Origin of the sequence: Acidithiobacillus sp. IBUN Pt1247-S3 (assembly GCF_041146875.1) — a bacterium.
GTDB lineage: Bacteria > Pseudomonadota > Gammaproteobacteria > Acidithiobacillales > Acidithiobacillaceae > Igneacidithiobacillus.
On sequence record NZ_JBFRXP010000019.1, the window covers coordinates 1 to 19,252 of the forward strand.

16 protein-coding genes are annotated in these 19,252 nt (G+C 56.7%); 5 read left to right on the top strand and 11 right to left on the bottom strand.

Annotated elements, in window-relative coordinates:
• Positions 1-227 precede the first annotated feature (227 nt).
• Positions 228-419: a hypothetical protein gene (locus tag AB4090_RS12050; RefSeq protein ID WP_369574129.1), complete on the bottom strand. Its 192-nt coding sequence runs from the start codon at positions 417-419 to the stop codon at positions 228-230.
• Between AB4090_RS12050 and AB4090_RS12055 the strand changes: the two genes are divergently transcribed.
• Complete coding sequence (locus AB4090_RS12055; protein WP_369574130.1) at positions 418-2,952, top strand: flavodoxin domain-containing protein; 2,535 nt, start codon at positions 418-420, stop codon at positions 2,950-2,952. The two genes, AB4090_RS12050 and AB4090_RS12055, sit on opposite strands and share 2 nt — an antisense overlap.
• A gap of 3 nt (positions 2,953-2,955) precedes the next feature.
• On the opposite strand, the gene AB4090_RS12060 is transcribed toward AB4090_RS12055, so the two are convergent.
• Positions 2,956-3,891: a LysR family transcriptional regulator gene (locus tag AB4090_RS12060; protein ID WP_369574131.1), complete on the bottom strand. Its 936-nt coding sequence runs from the start codon at positions 3,889-3,891 to the stop codon at positions 2,956-2,958.
• Between the two features lie 85 nt (positions 3,892-3,976).
• Between AB4090_RS12060 and AB4090_RS12065 the strand changes: the two genes are divergently transcribed.
• Positions 3,977-5,011, top strand: coding sequence for a Rieske 2Fe-2S domain-containing protein (locus AB4090_RS12065; RefSeq protein WP_369574132.1), 1,035 nt, complete (start codon positions 3,977-3,979; stop codon positions 5,009-5,011).
• 10 nt (positions 5,012-5,021) lie between these two features.
• Positions 5,022-5,186 carry a rubredoxin gene (locus tag AB4090_RS12070; protein WP_369574133.1) on the top strand — a complete coding sequence of 55 codons (165 nt, stop codon included), beginning with the start codon at positions 5,022-5,024 and terminating at the stop codon, positions 5,184-5,186.
• Positions 5,187-5,198: 12 nt separating this feature from the next.
• Here AB4090_RS12070 and AB4090_RS12075 read toward each other — a convergent pair whose 3' ends face one another.
• The 8 genes from AB4090_RS12075 to AB4090_RS12110 are packed head-to-tail and all read right to left on the bottom strand — an operon-like array spanning position 5,199 to position 14,368.
• A complete protein-coding gene (locus AB4090_RS12075; RefSeq protein WP_369574134.1) occupies positions 5,199-6,035 on the bottom strand; it encodes a CmcJ/NvfI family oxidoreductase in 837 nt (278 codons plus the stop codon).
• Positions 6,036-6,038: 3 nt separating this feature from the next.
• Positions 6,039-6,491, bottom strand: a complete 453-nt coding sequence (gene cdd / locus AB4090_RS12080) for a cytidine deaminase (protein WP_369574135.1) — start codon at positions 6,489-6,491, stop codon at positions 6,039-6,041.
• Positions 6,488-7,861, bottom strand: a complete 1,374-nt coding sequence (locus tag AB4090_RS12085; protein WP_369574136.1) for a cytosine permease — start codon at positions 7,859-7,861, stop codon at positions 6,488-6,490. The genes cdd and AB4090_RS12085 overlap by 4 nt, the downstream gene beginning before the upstream one ends.
• Complete coding sequence (locus tag AB4090_RS12090; protein ID WP_369574137.1) at positions 7,854-9,371, bottom strand: NCS1 family nucleobase:cation symporter-1; 1,518 nt, start codon at positions 9,369-9,371, stop codon at positions 7,854-7,856. Before AB4090_RS12090 ends, AB4090_RS12085 begins: the two co-directional genes overlap by 8 nt.
• A gap of 2 nt (positions 9,372-9,373) precedes the next feature.
• A complete protein-coding gene (gene hydA / locus AB4090_RS12095; protein WP_369574138.1) occupies positions 9,374-10,843 on the bottom strand; it encodes a dihydropyrimidinase in 1,470 nt (489 codons plus the stop codon).
• A gap of 3 nt (positions 10,844-10,846) precedes the next feature.
• Positions 10,847-12,160: an NAD-dependent dihydropyrimidine dehydrogenase subunit PreA gene (gene preA, locus AB4090_RS12100; protein WP_369574139.1), complete on the bottom strand. Its 1,314-nt coding sequence runs from the start codon at positions 12,158-12,160 to the stop codon at positions 10,847-10,849.
• Positions 12,160-13,488 carry an FAD-dependent oxidoreductase gene (locus AB4090_RS12105; RefSeq protein ID WP_369574140.1) on the bottom strand — a complete coding sequence of 443 codons (1,329 nt, stop codon included), beginning with the start codon at positions 13,486-13,488 and terminating at the stop codon, positions 12,160-12,162. Before AB4090_RS12105 ends, preA begins: the two co-directional genes overlap by 1 nt.
• Positions 13,489-13,498: 10 nt before the next feature.
• The gene (locus tag AB4090_RS12110) at positions 13,499-14,368 is read right to left on the bottom strand and encodes a nitrilase-related carbon-nitrogen hydrolase (RefSeq protein ID WP_369574141.1); all 870 of its coding nucleotides are present in this window, start codon (positions 14,366-14,368) and stop codon (positions 13,499-13,501) included.
• A 339-nt stretch (positions 14,369-14,707) separates the two neighbouring features.
• On the opposite strand from AB4090_RS12110, the gene AB4090_RS12115 reads away from it, so the two are divergent.
• Both AB4090_RS12115 and AB4090_RS12120 read left to right on the top strand, forming a co-directional pair.
• Positions 14,708-16,018, top strand: coding sequence for an aspartate aminotransferase family protein (locus tag AB4090_RS12115; RefSeq protein WP_369574142.1), 1,311 nt, complete (start codon positions 14,708-14,710; stop codon positions 16,016-16,018).
• Complete coding sequence (locus tag AB4090_RS12120; RefSeq protein WP_369574143.1) at positions 16,015-16,587, top strand: cupin domain-containing protein; 573 nt, start codon at positions 16,015-16,017, stop codon at positions 16,585-16,587. The genes AB4090_RS12115 and AB4090_RS12120 overlap by 4 nt, the downstream gene beginning before the upstream one ends.
• A 106-nt stretch (positions 16,588-16,693) precedes the next feature.
• On the opposite strand, the gene AB4090_RS12125 is transcribed toward AB4090_RS12120, so the two are convergent.
• A complete protein-coding gene (locus AB4090_RS12125) occupies positions 16,694-19,018 on the bottom strand; it encodes a TonB-dependent receptor (RefSeq protein ID WP_369574144.1) in 2,325 nt (774 codons plus the stop codon).
• Positions 19,019-19,252 lie beyond the last annotated feature (234 nt).

Here is a 19,252-nt window from a genome sequence, read left to right on the forward strand (position 1 = left end):
GTCCTCTGGCCGCTGGCGAGCAGCCATCACTGGTATGACCTGGAAGTGCAGACTCACAGCCACCGCTGGCAGCTTGCCGGCCATGTGGAAACCGGCGAGGACAGTTGGTCCGATCCCGCCAATACGAAACCAGTGCTTTCTTAATCCACGTATCGCTTGGGCTGACCATGCGCGGTCTCCTAGCCTAAAACTCACGGCCTATTGGACATGGCATTTTCGCTCACGCGCTATCCATGCATCAACATTGATGCATCAATTCTTCTATAGTGTGCACCCACCTCTTCTGCGCGTTGCACCAGACCCGCGCAGCTGCGTTGCTTATGCAATATTTGCAATGCTTTGCTGCAAAATCTCTGCTTTTTCGCAACGACGACTATTCCTATACTGATATTACTTTGATTTTCGTAGAGACGCGCCATGTCTGGCTTTCCTGAAGTTCTCAACAATTTGACGCCCGAGCTTGCGCACGCCTGGCACCCCGTCGCGCTTGCGGATGAGGTTAGCGAGCGGCCACTTCAGGTGCGGCTACTGGGGGAATCCTGGGTGCTGGTGCGGATTGCCGACAGCTTGATGGCCTTGCGCGACCAATGCCCACATCGCAGCGCGCCACTCTCGGCCGGATGCGTGGTTGATGGGGCGCTGGAGTGCCCCTATCACGGCTGGCGCTTCGCCGCTGGTGGGCACTGCGTACACATCCCGGCCATGGGTGCGCAAACACCCCCGCGCAGCACTGCTGCCCATGCACCCGCCGGCCTAGAGGAGCGCTATGGCTTGATCTGGCTCGCGCCTAAGTACCCGAGCGTGCCGTTAATCGACATCCCGGAGTGGAATAATGCGGAATTTCATACCGGCATCATGCCGCCCCTGCGCACCCGCGCCTCGGCCGCCCAGATCGTGGATAACTTTCTTGACGTTACCCACTTTTACTATCTGCATGGGAAAAGTTTTGGCCTGACGTCTCCCGACCCCATCCGTCTGTATCATGTCGACCGCAGTGCCAACGAAGTTGTGTTACACCATCAGACTTTCTTTTCCAATGGCAGCGGCCCCTTGCTTACCCGTCTCGGTCACTACCATTGCACCCTGCCCTACCAATGTCGCCTGCTGGCAGAGTTTCCGGGCAGCGATCGGCGCGACATGATCGCCCTCATCGCCCAGCCAGAAGATGCCGAAAGCACGCGTATCTATAAGCTATTGGCCTACAACTGGGGCGACGCTGCGACAGTGGAAGAAATGCTCGCCTTTGAGACCCAGGTCATCCAGGAAGACGTGGCCATGACCGAACGGCTGCCCACGCCCGACGTTCCCCTGGCAAACGGTGCGCAGGCGCATGCGCGGGGCGACGAGATTGGTCTCGCCTGGCGCCAGGCCATGCGTCAGGCGTTTCGCCAAGACTCCAATCCGTTACCTGTGACGGATATAGCCAAGCCCCACACAGCGGAGGAGAAAGCCATTCCGATAACGCTTTCCGAAATGCCTGCGGCGACGGTGCTGCTCTGGGCCTCACAGACCGGCACGGCACAGGGGCTGGCCGAGAACCTGGCCAAACAGCTCCGCAGAAAAAACATTGCGGCAGACTGTCTGGCCATGGAAGAAATTTCTCCGCAAGAGTTGCAGCGCTACAAGCGCGCTCTGTTCGTCACCAGCACCTTTGGCGACGGTGATGCCCCCGACAATGGCAGCGAGTTCTGGGAGGCAATCAACCAGGCAGAGATGCCCCGCCTGGAATCCCTGCGTTATGCGGTATTAGGCCTCGGTGACCGTTCCTTCGATAGTTTTTGTGCCCACGGGCGCCGTCTCAATCAGCGCCTGCGCGAGCTGGGTGCCAGCGCCCTGCTCCCCTTTCTGGAGGCCGAGTCAGCGGACAGCGACGACATTACGTCTTGGCAAAGCAAGGTCCTTGAGCTCTATCCGTTGATGACAGCCAACCCGCTGCCCGCCCCTGCCCTGACAGCCACCTCCGGCAACCGCAGCAGTGCGGCCTCCTTTTCCCATACCCGACTGCTCGGCAGCAGACGACTTGGGCATGCGCAGCATGAACGCTTTCTCACCCATTGCGCAGTGGATATCGGGGAGACAGGACTGCAATATGAAACCGGCGACCTGCTCCTGGTCTTGCCCGAAAATCCGCCGCGGGAGGTCGATGCCCTGTTACAGGCATCTGGCTTTGCGGGCAACGAATCCATCCAGGTCGGGGAAGCGTCCATGACGCTGCGCGCGGCCTTGTCTGGGCATCTGGACATTCGCCGCTGGGGCACAAAGGCGCTGCAAGAAAAACAATCTGGCGAATCCCCCCAGGACTTTGCCAAGCGCTTGCGGCCCTTGCAGGCGCGGCGCTATTCCATTGCATCCAGCGCTAGCGCCAAGCCCGAAGAAGTGCATCTTCTGGTCACCGGACAGCATCAGGATGGCGGTCTATGCAGCAGCTACCTCGCCAGCCTCGACCACGGCGCGAAGGTACGCGCCAACATCCAGGCCAATCCTAAATTTCGCCTACCGGCAGCGGATCTGCCCATCATCATGATCGGCGCCGGCAGTGGTCTGGCCCCCTTCCTGGGATTTTTACAGGAACGGGAGACACGCGGTGATCCGGGCAAGAATTGGCTGTTCTTTGGTGAACGACATGCTGCCAGCGACTTCCACTTTGCCGAGGAAATCCAGCGTTGGCAGCAGAGTGGACACCTGTCCCGGCTAGACACGGCATTTTCCCGCGATCAGTCAACGCCCATCTACGTCCAGCATCGTATACAAGAGAATGCCGCCATGTTTTGGGACTGGATCCAAAAAGGGGCCTTTCTTTATCTCTGCGGCAGCCTGCAACGTCTGGCCAAAGGCGTGGGCGAAACCTTGCAACAAGTCGCCGAGGAGCAAGGCGGGCTCAGTCCGGAAGACGCCCGCGCCTACTGGGTCGAACTCCAACGTGCCGGACGTTTCTGCAAGGATATATACTGATCGTTACCAGGCGGGCAAACGATCCTGCATGATTTCCAGTAGCGCTGTCGCTGGCAGGGAGAGCTGCCGATCTGCACTCATGCATAGGCTCAGCACCGAGGGTGGAATATGCCGGTCCGTTAGCGGAACGTAGACCAGATCACCCGCGCGAATCTCCTTTCCCGCGTCCATTTGGGTCAGCAGACCGATGCCCAGCCCGCGCATCACCAACTCTTTCATCAGCAGGATACTGTTGGAGCTGGCGATCGTCTCTGGCTGCGCCGAGGCACGCGCCAGGATCTGGTTCACAATCAAACGCAAATCGAGAGAAGCGTCTGCTATCACCAGCTTGTAGGGCATGCAATCGGACAGGCGCAGCGAACGCTGCCCGGCCAGCGGGTGCGTGGGTGCCAGCACCGCACCGATCCGAAAATCCCGCTGCTCCATAATCCGCAGACCGGGGCTGAGCTGGGGGTTGATGGTTAAACCAAAATCCACATCGCCGCGCAGCACGGTTTCGGTAACCTGCTGTGCACCGTAAACCTGGATCTGGAAAGTCACGCCCGGGTAACGCTGGTGAAATTCCAGGATAGCGCTGGCGACAAACTCCGAAGCCGCGCCCTCGATAGTGGCTAGCACCACCGTACCCCGTCGGATGCCCTTCAAATCCTCGATGCGTGATTGCAAAGACTGCATCTCGTTTTGCCATTTGCGCAGGGCATGGAGCACCTGTTCGCCTGCCGCGGTCAAGCGCAGCCCCTGGGACTGGCGTTCAAACAGAGGTACCCCAATTTCTTCCTCGATGCGCAGGATCTGCCGATCCACCGACGAGGAGGAGACATGTAGCACGTCACCGGCCTTGCGCATAGAGCCATGGCGGGCTGCCGCATCAAAGTAGCGCACAAAACGAGAGAACGCCCACATACCCGTCACCCCAGAAGCACATTGCGATAATTGCATTTAGTATGTGCAAAATCTTTTCTTTTATGCAATGGATACGTTTCCTATACTCCAATCCAACGTCATCCGTGATGAGGGAATCCGCATGTCTACGACTTCTACCATGCCCGCAGAACAACTCTGCGAGCAGCGCACCTTTTCTTCCGACGATTGGGAAATTCTCGCACAGTACTGGTATCCCATTGCCCGCTTGGTGGATATCGGCGAGCAACCCCTTGCGACTCGCCTGCTGGATGTCCGACTGGTGCTCTGGCGTAACGGCACGGGATTTTCCGTAGCACTGGATCGCTGCCCGCATCGCGGAGTGCCCCTGAGCAGAGGGTCATTGCGCGAGAACGAGCTGGTCTGTGCCTATCATGGGCTGCATTTCGCGGGCAATGGCACCTGCACGCAAATTCCCGCGCAGCCGGGTCTGGTTCCCTCCGCACGCTTCTGTCTTCAGTCCTTTCCTGCCGTGGAACGCTATGGCCTACTCTGGACCTGCTTGCGGCCCGCAGGAGAGGTGAAGATCCCGCCCCTGCCGAGTTGGGAGGAAGATGGTCATCAGCAGATCGTTCCGCCCCCTGTCGATATTCAAGGTTCTGCCGGGCGCCAGGTAGAGGGGTTCATCGATGTCGCCCACTTTGCCTTCATTCACCACAACGCCTTTGCCGACCCCGACAACCCGGCAGTGCCAAACTACGAGGTCCGCGTGGAGAACGACATCATTCACAGTGACTATGTTAGCAACGTAAGCAATTTCCCCAAGGGCTTGCAGCACCTCGCCCCGGAAGGCTTTCTCTGGCGTCGGGTCTTTGCCGTCTCTCCACCGTTTACCGCCCGTCTTACCGTGCACTTTCCCAATGACGGCCTCTTGAACATCCTCAACGCGGCGTGCCCGATGACGGCCACCAGCACCCGCCTTTTCGTACCCATTACACGCAATTTTGACACGACGGGCCCATTGGATGACGTCTACGCATTCAATGCGCAAATTTTTGCGGAGGATCAAGAGATGGTGGAAAGCCAATGGCCCCTTTCCCTGCCCCTAGACCCCACTGCGGAGGCACATTTTGCCGCCGATCGCGCATCAGTCGCCTATCGCCGCCGCCTGCGCGAAATGGGCCTGCAATTTCAATAGGAGAATTCTCATGAAAACTTGGGTATGTATGATTTGCGGGTTTGTCTATGACGAGGAAGCCGGTAGCCCAGAGCATGGCCTAACGCCCGGCATGGCCTGGGAAGACGTTCCCGAAGACTGGGTCTGCCCGGATTGCGGCACCGGCAAGGCCGACTTCGATATGCTGGAAATCTAGTCCTGCTTGCAATCAGGCGAAAATATACACGCCAATTCGATATTCACAACTCACCCGTGATGCTTGCGCAATGGACGCTGCCGAATTGTCGAGAGCGGCATGAAAACATCCAGGTTGGGCGGTAGTCGTACCATCTTTGCTCAGCTCGAAAGACTGAAAAACAATCAGTTCGTTGTCTTGCATGCGCGAAAAATAGCTCCAATCATGCCTTGAGGAATACCGTAAACGCAAAAAGGTACTAGCCTGCCCATCTGGGCTGCCGGGCAGATTTTCGCGCCCAAGCACGATGTCTTCTTGGTGCACACTATCGCGGCCTACCAGCCCTAGTGGCATGTAGTCTTCGTAGTCAGGCTGGAGAAGCCGCCAGACATTAAAGACCTGGTAGGATTGCACCTCCGCGCGCGCAAAACCCCGTTTCCAGGTATCCGCATTCTCTATGCTGGTGAAGCAGGCCAAAGTGCGCCAATACTCTTCGGCGCTGCGGCTGTAGTCGGCGTGGAGACAGGGAACTACCTGGCCCTCGCTCGAGCGACGTACGGTAATATACCGGGGATCGGCAAAGAGTTCATTGCGGTCGTTGGGAAACAGAGATTGCACTGCAGCACAGGCGTCGGCATAGGCCCGGTCGCGAAAATCTGCCTGGGTTTCATTTACGTGATTGCCGGTCATCAGGGTAAAGCCCAAGCGTTTCAGCACCTGCTGGGGAGAGGCAGCAAGTAAATCTCGCCGCGCATCGCGCACATTCCAGTCATAGGCGAGCATTTCACTACAATGGAAATTATCGCTAGAGGACTGATACTCGGGGGCAGAAAAATCTTCCGGCAAGTAGCCACGGACGCGGGCACGCAATCGTTATGCTCCGAGGGTCCTGAGACCCAGATTTTGTGGACCGAAACTGTGCGGAAACAGGTTGCTAAAGGCACAGCTTTGTACTGCCCCGTCCCAGGTCGAGGTGTAGACCCAGAGATCGGGATGGGCGAATTCATTGAGGCGTTGACGGCAACTACCACAGGGCCAGGCGGCCTCCTCACCCTGGCAAATCACATATACTGCCAGCAGGGGCTGCGCACCGAGGCTGGATACCAGACTGCCAATGGCCGAGGCCTCGGCACAGAGCCCCGAGGGATAGGCTGCATTTTCTACGTTGCAACCGCTGACAATCTGGCCGGAGGCAGTCAACAAGGCTGCGCCCACTGGATAGCAGGAGTAAGGGGACCAGGACCGTTGCAGCGCTGCGGAAGCAGTTTTGCGGAGAATTAGCAGCTGCTCGCTGCCCAGTTTTCCGTCTCCTCCTGTACTCGTCATACTGTTCTCCAGGTCCAGCGCCGTTCTGCCCAGTGCAATCCCAGTCCGTACATCATCGCGGCGAGCAGTGCGGATACCACCTGCCACGGCAGATACAGGGGCAACGCCGCAGGCAGCCAGGGCTCTAGCTGGTCCATGCCAATCGCTGCAAGCAACATTACCACCGCCCAGCCTGCCGACCACGACCAGAGGCTTGGAGAATCTGGATTGCCGGCAAAAAAGCGGCTCGCAGGGTTCTGATGATAACGTCCGAGGAACCAGTCCACCAGCAAAATGAAAGTGAAGGGGAAGAGCAGCTCGCCCAACAAATTCAGAAAATTTTCAATGAAGTGCAATATACCGAGAATGGCGAGAAGGGTAGAAAATCCGCCCAAGCCCAAGACCACAGCAGGTTGCAGCCATTGCGGCGTGCGCCGTTCCGCCACATTGATCACCGCCAGAAATTTGGTCACCGCCGGGTAAAGGTTCATGGCGTTGGTGTGCGCAATCGCCAGAATCACCCCAACCGCAGAGACTTCTCCCCACACCGGCAGTTCTTTGCCGAGCAGGGCAATGTTCCACTCCCCGCTCATACCCAGAGCCACCAGACCGAGGATGCCCATAAGCAACACCGCCGTCATCACCCCAAGGGAGGGCATGGATGCAAAACCGAGACTGCGGAACCAGGGTTCCTGGGGGGACCAGGGGACGCAAAAACGGGTGACTGTGGGAAAGTCATAGGCCCAGGCGAGCAAACTAAAACTCAAGATGAGATCAATATCCTTGCCCCACGGCACTGCGCCTTGTACCACGGGCAAGCGCAGGGGGTAGCGGGTAAAGAGATACCAGGCAAGAACGGCGTAGCAAAGCAAAAACAGGATCGCCGTATACTTGTAAAATTTTTCCAGCAGCTCCATGCCAAAGAAGACTAGGCCAATCTGCAAGGCGCCCAGCAGCAGGTACCAGGTCAGGCCAAATCCCGGGAACAGGCTATCGAGAATGCTACCCCCCACATCGGTGTTCAATCCAAACCATCCTGCGCCAACCACGGTGTAGAGCAACGCCAAAACCGTTGCTCCGCCCATGCCGAAAGTGCGCCGGGCCATAACCATGGAGATGATGGGTACCTGGCGCCCCATATGCGCAAACAGCAATCCCGGCACAAAGCCAATCGCAGTAGCAAGAAAAACCAGCCACACAAAATTGAATAGCCCAACATTTTTCAACAAGAGCCCAATCACCGGCGTGGTCGCCGAAGCAGACGCCAGTGCCCAGATGAGGAAGAGCATTCCCGAACCCATGTTGCGGGATGCGTCGGGCACTGGTGCTACACCCAGGCTCTCTATCTGGCCCAGCTCTGCGGTACGTGGAACGAGCAGAGGATCAGACATATTGCCTCCGTAGTGCCTGGTGCCGACGACCCAATTGCAGGATTACGTAACCCAGACCAGCTACGGCAAAGGTCCAGAGCCAACCGTAGGTATAGATGCGATCGAGGAAATTGGGATTTTTGACTATACCACCGGGAGTCTCTGCCGCAACCAGAAATCCAGGGATCAAGGGTACGATAGCGACTGCCATGGCAACGAAAGCCGGCCAGTTCCAGCGACCATAGAGGCTTGGCACCCGGTACAGCTCTGCCAGGGTCAGATGCTGCCGGCGCCATAGCCAATAGTCTGCGATCATCACCCCGGCAATGGCCCCCAGCAAACTGCCATACCCCGCCAGCCAGGTAAAAATGTAGGCGCCGGCATGCTCCATCAAAAGCCAGGGGCACATCAGAATCCCCACAATACCGGTTATCAACCCACCCAGGCGAAAACTGATCCAACGCGGCGCGAGGTTGGAAAAATCGTTGGAAGGCGACACAACATTCGCCCCCATGTTGATACTCGTCTGCGCCAGCAGAATAACACCAAGCGCAAGCAGCAACAGGAGACCGTTGTGGGTAATATGTGGAATCAGTTCAATCGGATTCCATAAGGTCTGGTGAAACACGTCAAGGGCAGTCGCAGTGACAAAGAGCCCCACAAAACTCGTGCCCATCATGCCGAGCGGCAGACCAATGGACTGCCCGATCAACTGCGCGCGCTGCGATTTGGCATAGCGGGTAAAATCGGGGATATTCAGACTTAGGGTCGCCCAGTTTCCCACATTGGCGGCGAGACCAGGCCAAAACAGTTCCCAAAAGGTATAGGACGAAGATGTCGACAGGCGCGTCGAGGCCTGCAAGGTCGCAAGAAAGCCCGGCCCAATGCTGAGCGCCCAGATCATCAGGGTCAACAATAACAACAACAGGATTGGGGCAGCACCACTCTCAAAACGCTTGATTGCCCCCATTCCGCGAGAAACGATAGCCATCTGCACGAGCCAGAAGGTGCCAAACGCCAAATATTCGTGGCCGGAGATTCCCGGCCATGCCGTCCAGAAATGCGCCAGCAAGGCGGACAGCGCCAGACCACCGAGCCAGGTCTGAATGCCAAACCAACCACAGCCCACCAAACCGCGGGCCATGGCCGCCACCTTGGCACCCTCAGTACCAAAGGCGGCACGGACGAATACAGGAAAGGGAATGCCATAGCGCACCCCCACCCAAGCATTGAGCAGCATGGGCACCAGCACGATCAAATTGCCCAGGGTGATGGTGAGCAACGCCTGCCACCACAACATGCCCGCCGCCATCAGTCCCGCAGCCAGGGTGTAATTGGTCAGCGCTGCCGACATACTGATCCACAGGGCAGCGTAATTCCAGGTACCCCAACTGCGCCGCGACTCAGGAATTGGTGCCAGGTCCTCATTGTACAAAGGCGATTGTTCCGCTTCTGCGCACAATTCTTCCAGGCCCGCTCCTTCGGGAACGGCAATATCCGACGTGCGGGCCACAGGCAGACCGGAGGCCATGGTTAGCCTCTCCTTTCCGAACCGGCAACAGCCGGACGCGGCACAAAACGCAGCGGGTACTGCTCGTTTTGTCGGCGTTGCGCCTCCATGTACGGCGGAAAGGCTGGGCGATTGACATAGCTGCCCGCACCGGCAGCCACTAACACCTTCCCATCGGCATAGACTAAATGCCCGCGACTGATGGTATGCGACGGGCCGCCGGTGACCTCCATTCCCTCAAAGACATTGAAATCGACGCGTTGATGTTGCGTTTCGGCGCGAATGGTACGCAGCAGTGCGGGGTCCCAAACGACTAGGTCGGCATCGGCGCCCATCTGCACCACACCCTTACGCGGGTAGAGGTTAAAAATTCGCGCCGCATTGCTGGACGTTAGCGCCACGAAGTCGTTGGCGGTCATCCGCCCCATGTTCACCCCGTGGTGCCAGAGCACCGCCATGCGGTCTTCCACACCCGCCGTGCCATTGGGGATTTTCGCGAAATCCTCCCGACCCATGGCCTTTTGTTCACCGCAGAAGCAGCAATGGTCGGTGGCGGTGGTCTGTAGCACCCCACCGGCCAGGGCGTCCCATAGGGCCTCTTGATGCGGACGCGGGCGAAAGGGCGGACTCATGACATGGGCGGCGGCGCGGTTCCAGTCCTTATCGTAATACACCGATTCATCAATCAGGAGATGCTGGGTGAGACACTCGCCAAAGACGCGCTGCCCCTGGCGCCGGGCGGCGGCAATGGCGTCCACCGACTCGATCGCCGAGTTATGCACCAGATACAGGGGCACCCCGAGGATGGCGGCAATATGAATGACGCGTTGCGCGGCTTCGCCCTCCACCTTGGGCGGGCGCGATTGGGGATGTCCTTCCGGGCCGGCAATCCCCTTTTTGCGCAGCAGTTTTTGTAGATAGTCCACCAGTTCGCCGTTCTCGGCATGGACCGTAGGTAAGGCTCCCAATTCCAGCGCGCGCGGAAAACTCTGGGTCAGCACCCCGTCATCGGCCATGATGGCACCTTTATAGGCCATGAAGTGCTTGAAGCTATTGACCCCCCAGTCGCGCACCAGGGTACCCATGTCGTCATACACCGATTCATCCCACCACGTGATCGCCACATGGAAGGAGTAATCGCAGCAACTCTTTTCCGCCCATTGCCGCCACTTGTGGTAGGCATCGAGCAGCCGCTCCCCCGGACCAGGGATGACAAAATCGATGATCATCGTTGTGCCACCCGCCAGGGCGGCGGCGGTACCGGAATAAAAGTCCTCGCTTGCAACTGTACCCATGAAAGGCAATTGCATATGGGTGTGTGGATCAATACCACCGGGCATGACCAGTTTGCCGCGGGCATCAATCACGATCTCCACTCCGCCGGCAGAAAGCCCCGGCTCCAGCGCCACGATCTTGCCGTCCGCACACAAGACGTCGGCAACAAAGCTGCGGTCGGCATTGACGACGGTACCATTCTTGATCAGCAACGACATGAATCACTCCTCTGTCTTGCACGCGACGGCGCCCACGGGGTTCTCCGGGTGCTCCAGCCAGCTCATGGGCGCAGAGCGAATGGGAGAACCGGTGCGCGGATCGGTCCCCGTGCGCATAGGCAACATGTCAATACAATTGGGCACCGGGCAGACCGCAACACAAAGATTGCAGCCGACACAGTCCTCTGGCTTGACTTGGTAAGCAGTGGAATCGGGCAGCCGGGCAATCGCCTGATGCGAGGTGTCCTCACAGGCAATGAAGCAGCGTCCGCAGCCAATACAACGTTCCGCATCAATCTTCGCTTTCGTCACATAGTTCAGGTTCAGGCGGTTCCAATCGCGGACGTTGGCTACCGCTCGACCTTGCAGCTCCGCCACCGACGCGTATCCCTTCTCGTCCATCCACGCCGCCAGGCCCTCGGCCAGATCTTCGATGATACGAAAGCCGTAGAGCATGGCCGCTGTACAGACCTGAACGTTCCCCGCACCCAAGGCAAGAAACTCTGCTGCGTCGCGCCAACTGGTTATACCGCCGATACCAGAAATGGGCAGGCCAGCAAGTACCTGATTGCGGGCGATTTCCGCAACCATATGCAAAGCAATGGGTTTGACCGCTGGGCCACAGTAGCCTCCATGGGTACCTTTACCATCAATGCAAGGCTCCGGCGCCATAGTATCCAGATCCACCCTGATCAAAGAGTTAATGGTGTTGATCAGAGACACGGCATCCGCTCCACCGGTCTTGGCGGCGGATGCACTCCAGGTGATGTCGGTGACGTTGGGGGTCAGTTTCACAATCACCGGTAGTCGGGTGTGCGCTTTCGCCATCCGGGTCACGGCTTCGACCAGCTGTGGTGCCTGGCCCATGGCCGAGCCCATGCCGCGTTCTGACATGCCGTGCGGGCAGCCCAGATTCAATTCGATCCCGTCGGCACCAGTAGCCTCAATTTCCGGTAGCCAGCGCGCCCAGTGCTCTTCTTCGAGGGGGAACATTACCGATACTACCAAGGCACGATCCGGCCAGCGCGCCTTGACCCGTGCAATCTCCTCCAGATTGCTGCCGATGGCCCGGTCGCTGATGAGCTCGATATTGTTGAAGCCCTGCACGCGTTGATTATCACCGCGCCAGAAGCCATAACGCGGTCCATTCACATTGACAACAGGCGGGTCGATGCCCAAGGTCTTCCAGACCACCCCGCCCCAACCAGCGGCAAAGGCGCGCTCAACATTCACCTCGCGATCGGTGGGTGGAGCCGAGGCGAGCCAAAAGGGATTGGGGGAGGAAATACCCACAAAGCTGCTGTACAAGGATGCCATCAGGCGGCCTCCTGCTTGCGAGCAGCGAGAATGGCGTCAACGACACGCTTGCCATCGGCGACGGCATGCACGGTGAGGTCACTGCTACGCCCAGCGCAGTCCCCCGCTGCCCAAACACCGGGTAGATTGGTGTGTCCCGCGTCATCGACGGCAATCTTGCCCTGCGCGTCGAGTGCGAGCGACATCAACTCGGCATCACCCCGCCAGGCACTGCGATCCAGACCCTGGCCAATTGCGGTAAAGATTTGATCTGCATGCCAGAACTCTGACTTTCCCGAGGCGATCCATTTGCCGTCTTCCTCGCGCAGGGACTGCATCAGCGCGTCCAGGCCGCCACCTGCCGCCTCGCGAATCTCTAAAGGCCGCAGGCCGGGGTGGATCAACACCCCCTGCTCGCGCGCCAATTGCCGCTCGTGCGCGCTCGCCCCCATATCGCCAATACCTCGGCGATAACAGATATGTACTTCTTCCGCACCCAGGAGCCGAATCTGGATGGCGATATCGATGGCAGTCATACCACCACCAATTACCAGAACTTTCTTGCCAACGGCTACTGCCTCGCCACGCCGCATCGCGGCAATGAAGGGAACCGCAGCTGCGACACCCGGCAAATCCTCGCCAGGGATCGCTAAGCGGCGCTGCCCAGCTAGGCCCATCGCCAAGACTACTGCATGGTATTGCTCGCGCAAGGAAGCGAGCGTGACATCGTTCCCCAGTGCCATTTGCCCGCGAAACATGATGTGCGGATGATCTAAGAGCCATGTCGCTTCTTTTTGCGCAGCGTCATCGAGCATTTTGTAGGCAGCAATCCCCGTTTCATTGAGTCCTCCAGGACGATCACCGGCGTCCAGCACGGAGACCTGAACCCCCGCTTCGGCCAGTAACCGCGCCACGGTCATGCCTGCTGGCCCCGCGCCCACCACCGCTACGCGAGTATTGGTGACCGGCACGGGCGTTGCTGCTTTGGGGGCGCATTCGCTCATCGCTGCCCGTTGCAAGAGACCAATGCGTACTGGCCCTCCGGCATCTGAGGCGCGTACGCAGATCTCTTCACACAGGGTTTCTACCGGACAGACGCGCGCACAGCTCATTCCCAGAGGGTTTTCGCGCAGGATGATACTGGCAGCCCGTGCCGGCTGCCCGAGAGCCAAGGCACGAATGAAGGCCGGGATGTCGATCGCGGCCGGGCAGGAGCGCGTACATGGGGCGTCGTAACAATAGAAGCAGCGCTCCGCTTCTACCGGCACATCAATTTCTGGCAATCGCGCTTCCATGCCGCGAAAGCGTTCCGCTACTGTGGCCTCGGTCAATGCATGGCGTTCCATCATCTGCTATCGCTCACGGCTCGCACAAAGGTCCGTAAAGATCAGGACGCCGGTCGCGATAAAACTGCCAAAGATCACGTACCTCGGTGATTTGTTCAAGGTCCAGCTCCACCACTAGAACTTCCTCCTGGTCGCGGCTCGCCTGGGCGATGATCTGCCCGCGCGGGTTGGCGAAATAGCTCTGCCCATAGAATTCCCCGATGTTCCAGGGGGCTTCCGTACCGATGCGGTTGATGGCACCCACGAAATAACCGTTTGCCGCTGCATGGGCAGGCTGCTCTAATTTCCAAAGGTACTCCGACAGACCCGCCACTGTAGCCGAGGGATTGAACACAATCTCGGCGCCATGCAGGCCCAGGGCCCGCGCACCTTCGGGGAAATGGCGGTCATAGCAGATATAGACTCCCACCTTCCCATAGGCGGTCTGAAACACCGGATACCCCAAGTTACCGGGACGGAAAAAGAATTTCTCCCAAAAGCCCTGCACTTGCGGGATATGGGTTTTGCGATATTTGCCAAGATATGTCCCATCGGCATCAATCACCGCCGCCGTATTGTAGTAGACGCCAGCCATTTCCCGTTCATACACGGGCACTACCAAGACCATGGAATATTTTTTGGCGGTTTCCTGCATGAGTTTTATGGTCGGCCCATCCGGAACCGGCTCCGTCAACGCATACCAGCGAATATCCTGACTCGGGCAGAAATAGGGGCCATAAAATAGCTCTTGCATGCACAAGATCTGCGCACCTTGCGCCGCCGCCGATTCGATGTGCTGCAAATGCCGCCCGATCATTTCATCCTTGATGGCCTGGGGAGCCATCTCTGCCGCATTCGCAGACTGCGCCGCCTGTACCAACGCCATTTTCACTGTTCTACCCATAGAGTTTTCCTTCCATGATTCTGCATGTGTTTTGAAGATTAAACACGCAAGCTTCATGCCACCGATCGCAGAAGCAAGCGTCAGCAGAAGAATTTGTGACGCACTACGTCATTATCGAACGAGATTTGTCGCCAGGGGGATAGTTGTTGCACAAAACCGAAGAGTGCGTGCAGTTTTTTTGCACAGAATTTTCTGCATGAATGCACAAAAACAAGGCAGCTGCACCAAATCATCGCACCTCGTTGGTGCATACCAAGCTCCATGCGGAATGCAAAAAAGCCCTACAAATAGGCACGCGCATTGCTTACTATCAATTATTTTCAACACTGGACAACCATCATGTCTACAGAAGTTCAACTCGACGCCTTCTGGATGCCTTTTACTGCTAACCGCCAATTCAAGGCGGCGCCTCGCCTTTTGCAACGCGCCAAAGGGATGTTTTATTGGGATATCGATGGGCGAGAGTTGTTAGACACAAGCTCAGGGCTATGGTGCGTCAATGCTGGTCATTGTCGAGCGGAAATCCAGCAGGCTATCGCCAAGCAAAGCGCCGAGATGGATTTTGCGCCAACCTTTCAGATGGGTCACCCCCTACCCTTTACCTTTGCCGAGCGTCTCATCCAGCATAGTCCGGCGGGCCTTGATCATGTCTTCTTCACCAACTCTGGGTCGGAGTCTGTCGATACCGCCCTCAAGGTCGCCCTCGCCTATCATCACGCACGGGGAGAGCCAGAACGGACACTACTTATTGGTCGTGAAAAGGGCTATCACGGGGTTGGCTTTGGCGGGATTTCGGTTGGTGGGCTCCCCAACAACCGCCGCGCCTTTGGCAACCTGCTACAAGTCGATCACCTACCCCATACCCTGGACCAGGAACACAACCGCTTCTGTAGGGGACTACCGCCTCAGAATGTGGAGCAAGCCGAAGCTCTGGAGTCCCTGATCCAACGGCACGGCGCCGGGCACATCGCTGCGGTCATCGTCGAACCAGTGGCCGGCTCCGCCGGAGTTGTTGTCCCGCCCGCCGGATATCTGCAACGCCTGCGGGAAATTTGCTCCGCGCATGGCATCCTGCTTATTTTTGATGAAGTCATCACCGGCTTCGGACGTCTCGGAACCCCCTTTGCAAGCCAGTTTTTTGCGGTAGTGCCCGACATTTTTACCACGGCCAAAGGACTCACCAATGCCGCCGTGCCCATGGGTGCGGTGTTTGTCAGCGACGCCGTTCATGATGTCATGATGCGCGGGCCATCCGAACAAATCGAGCTTTTTCATGGGTACACCTATTCCGGGCACCCTCTCGCTTGCGCCGCAGGCCTTGCGGCCCTGGACATTTATGAGCGCGAGGGACTCTTTACCCGTGCCACACAAATGGCACCAGCGTTCGAAGCGATGGTGCATAGCCTCGCCGGGCTTCCACATGTGATAGATGTCCGTAACCTAGGCCTAATGGCCGCCATTGAACTGGAACCACGAGCAGGCAACCCTGGGGAGCGGGGATATGAGGCTTTACGCAAGGCCTTTGCTGACGGATTGCTGATTCGCGTAACCGGCGACACCATCGCCCTGTCCCCCCCTCTTATTCTGGAATTTGAACATTTGGAGCGGATGCAGACTACGCTCCAACAAGTCCTCAAGGACATCCATTGACGACCGCCTTAGCCAAGGTCAGCGACGAAATCGGTCTTCGCCTTCGCCAGGTGCGGCAAATCTACGGCCTCACCCAACGCGAACTCGCACGCCGCTCCGGGGTAACCAATGGCGCCATCTCCCTGATCGAACAGTGCCGGGTCAGCCCATCCATCAGTTCGCTGAAAAAAATTCTGGAGGGGATTCCTATGTCCCTCGCCGAGTTTTTTACGGTAAACCTAACCCCTTCAGATGACGTGTTTTTCTGCCGGGAAGGCCTGACCAACATCGCTACCGATGCGCAGATCGTGATGAAATTGCTGGGGGGGCGAACCAATGGTCGTTCCATGCAGATCATGCACGAATTTTACGCGCCAGGGGCGGATACGGGAGAAATTCCCCTGCGTCATACCGGCGAAGAAGGCGGCTTTATTATTCGGGGAACGATCTACTTGACCGTAGGCGATCAGAGCAGCTATCTACATCCGGGAGATGGATATTATTTTGAGAGCCAACTACCGCATCGTTTTACCAACCATGGCGATGAAGAATGCGAAATCTTCAGCGCCACTACCCCACCGGGATTCTGACGTTGCGTGCAGAATCCCGGGTTTTGTCAATGGAATGTTTTCCTATGCAACATCCATTGCCCTGGCAGCAACAAATTCCACCGAGGCAGGAGAGAAAACCAACGCCTTAAAACTTCACCTGAACCGTACCAAAGAAGGAACGCGGCATCATTGGCTCCGCCTCCATATAATTGCCGTTTCCCGTAGTGTAAGCGAACTGCTTCTCCATAACGTAGGCATCCGAGTTCAACAAGTTTATCCCTGTCAAACTTAGGGTGATGTCGTCTACACCATCTTCGTGCACCGGAAATTCGTGTGACAAATTGAAGCTCATGGTAGCGTAAGCCGGCATACTCCGACTGGTGGGAGCACCAGTGCTCGCCTCTATGTACTGCGGGCCAACTAGGTTCGCGTACAGACGCCCCTTGGTGCCGTCATAATGGGCCAAAATACCCATGCCAGCCAAATACGTTGGCGTGTTCGGTCTTGGCTCCCCTATGCTGGTCGCTACGCCATACTGACTGGAGGAGTTGCTGGTGTATTCCGCGTTTTGCAAGGAATAATTACCATATAGGGAAACGTACCGGTCGAGGGCGACTTGGGTGGCGAGGTTAATTCCCTGATATTGCGAAGAGCCAATATTATATTCGTAGGTTAGTCCAGTGGTCGTATCATAAAACGAGCTGAAAGTATTGACAAAATCAGAGCGATAGAATGACAGACTGACATCTACTGGCCCATGGTGATATTGGGCGCCAAATTGATAGGTATCCACTCGTTCTGGCTTGATAGTTACCGGCGTAGAGGGGCTGGTAGTGGTGGCGTTACTGTCTGCTGAATAGAACGCAGTAATATTCGGGTACTTGTAACCCACGGCGTAATCCGCAAACAACTTCACCGACGACATCGGCTTATACTCTATTCCCACATAGGGACTGAGCTCACTATAGCTGCGCCCGCTATTGGCACCCACAGAGTAGTAGTACCCAGGGACGTCATTGAGGTGCGTATACATCGTCTCATATTTCAATCCGGGGGTGATCGCCACCGAAGATACTGGCTTGATCTTTGCCTGTGCATACAGCTTGCTATACATGCGCCAGCCATGCTCGTCCCAGAGGTTATTGTATCCGGAAATTTTTGGCACGTCTGGCGTACCATACACAAAATCCTGCGAATCGTATGTGGAAACCATAGCCAAGCCACCCGCTTTTAGATCAACGTAGTGCTGAAACCAATGTACCGAGGGATTAAACCCAAAGGTATTTGTCTGATACGTATAACTATGGTAGTTGTCGCCGTTGATAGTCTGCGCTTGACAGGCGGCAGAATCGTTACCCATGAAATCATTGCCCGAATACTGACAAACCGTCATCGGTGGATTGAGATAAAAAGTGACGAAGCTATTGTAAGGTGAGTCCGAGTTGGGATTCACATACTCGAGTCGATCCGAATTGGAGAAGGAATAGAACGCCTTTACCCCTAACACTGCGTCATCTGAAAGTAAGGTCTTGTTCTGGAGCAGCGCCATCATGTGCTCCGTCTTGCTGTTGGAATAGGTAAAGCTGCTGGGCCACTGATAATACCGCCCATACTGATCGAGTACAGCGGTCGGCATGCGAGCTGGAGTCACGCCCTGATTTTTGTTCAGGAGAAAGATCAGAGACCACTTCGAGGTAGGGGAGATTTGCGGTAAATCGTACGCTGCATAATACGAGTACTGGCGATCATGCGCGCCTTGCAGGTAACCATTGGTTTGGCGCGAGGAGAATCTGGCAAAAAGATTTCCATAGCCAGTTTTCGCGCCAGTATCCGCCTCTACCCCGTAATTTAGAGTAGCGAATGAACCATAACCACCGAACACAGTCGCGTACGCCTCTTTGGTTGGTAGACGTGGCAAATAGTCGATATTACCGCCGATCGCACCTACCGAGTTGACATCGGGCGCAGGTGTTCCATACGTCACACGGATACCGGACGTTTCCCCCAGGGTGATTGGAATGAGATTGGTCAGGTCCGCGTAGTTGTTGTTACCGCCCGAGAGGCCACCATTGAACAAATCAGCAATGGGCAGATTGTCGAAGGTGTAACCCACCTGGGTCTGCGAAAACCCACGTACCGATATGTGCGTTTTGACACCGATGGGATTGGTGCTGGTGGCATTGATGCCCGGCACAAAACTCAGGATCGTAGAAGCATTCTGCGTGGACTCCTGCCCCTTAACAAACTCTTTTGGAATCAAGGCAGTTTCTGCACCATAGACCGGTTTCACGTGGGTCAGCGCGGCTTTGTCAACCATGCGCAGAAGGTTTTTCTTCACCCCCGCGATTTTGTAGACTTTCCCATTCGATTTAGATGTGTCTGCTGCAAAAGCAAACTGTGGCGACACCGCAACGATTGTAAGGGCTGCGAGCACACTCATTCTTAAGGTCTCCCGCTTTAATTGCACCATCTGTAGCCTCCTGTTTCCCGCTAGCTTCATGATTGGCAATAAGCATGCCGACTATGTAAGCTAAAAAATCTCGAAAATAGCGAATTGAGCACCCTGAATACGCACACAAATCGGGCGAAATCACTTCTTTCGCACTATTTTTGTGCAGAAAGTATTTGCGTGTTGTAAATTGTGCGATTGACCAGAGAAAATAAAAAGTGCTATTTTTCGTCTCGTCTGTTGCAAATAATCGAA

What these genes read in the sequence shown, in the direction of transcription:
- AB4090_RS12055 (WP_369574130.1), top strand. Translation starts at nt 418, where the DNA reads ATGTCTGGCTTTCCTGAAGTTCTCAACAATTTGACGCCCGAGCTTGCG.
- AB4090_RS12050 (WP_369574129.1), bottom strand. Translation starts at nt 419, where the DNA reads ATGGCGCGTCTCTACGAAAATCAAAGTAATATCAGTATAGGAATAGTC.
- AB4090_RS12060 (WP_369574131.1), bottom strand. Translation starts at nt 3,891, where the DNA reads ATGCAATTATCGCAATGTGCTTCTGGGGTGACGGGTATGTGGGCGTTC.
- AB4090_RS12065 (WP_369574132.1), top strand. Translation starts at nt 3,977, where the DNA reads ATGTCTACGACTTCTACCATGCCCGCAGAACAACTCTGCGAGCAGCGC.
- AB4090_RS12070 (WP_369574133.1), top strand. Translation starts at nt 5,022, where the DNA reads ATGAAAACTTGGGTATGTATGATTTGCGGGTTTGTCTATGACGAGGAA.
- cdd (WP_369574135.1), bottom strand. Translation starts at nt 6,491, where the DNA reads ATGACGAGTACAGGAGGAGACGGAAAACTGGGCAGCGAGCAGCTGCTA.
- AB4090_RS12085 (WP_369574136.1), bottom strand. Translation starts at nt 7,861, where the DNA reads ATGTCTGATCCTCTGCTCGTTCCACGTACCGCAGAGCTGGGCCAGATA.
- AB4090_RS12090 (WP_369574137.1), bottom strand. Translation starts at nt 9,371, where the DNA reads ATGGCCTCCGGTCTGCCTGTGGCCCGCACGTCGGATATTGCCGTTCCC.
- hydA (WP_369574138.1), bottom strand. Translation starts at nt 10,843, where the DNA reads ATGTCGTTGCTGATCAAGAATGGTACCGTCGTCAATGCCGACCGCAGC.
- preA (WP_369574139.1), bottom strand. Translation starts at nt 12,160, where the DNA reads ATGGCATCCTTGTACAGCAGCTTTGTGGGTATTTCCTCCCCCAATCCC.
- AB4090_RS12105 (WP_369574140.1), bottom strand. Translation starts at nt 13,488, where the DNA reads ATGATGGAACGCCATGCATTGACCGAGGCCACAGTAGCGGAACGCTTT.
- AB4090_RS12110 (WP_369574141.1), bottom strand. Translation starts at nt 14,368, where the DNA reads ATGGGTAGAACAGTGAAAATGGCGTTGGTACAGGCGGCGCAGTCTGCG.
- AB4090_RS12115 (WP_369574142.1), top strand. Translation starts at nt 14,708, where the DNA reads ATGTCTACAGAAGTTCAACTCGACGCCTTCTGGATGCCTTTTACTGCT.
- AB4090_RS12125 (WP_369574144.1), bottom strand. Translation starts at nt 19,018, where the DNA reads ATGGTGCAATTAAAGCGGGAGACCTTAAGAATGAGTGTGCTCGCAGCC.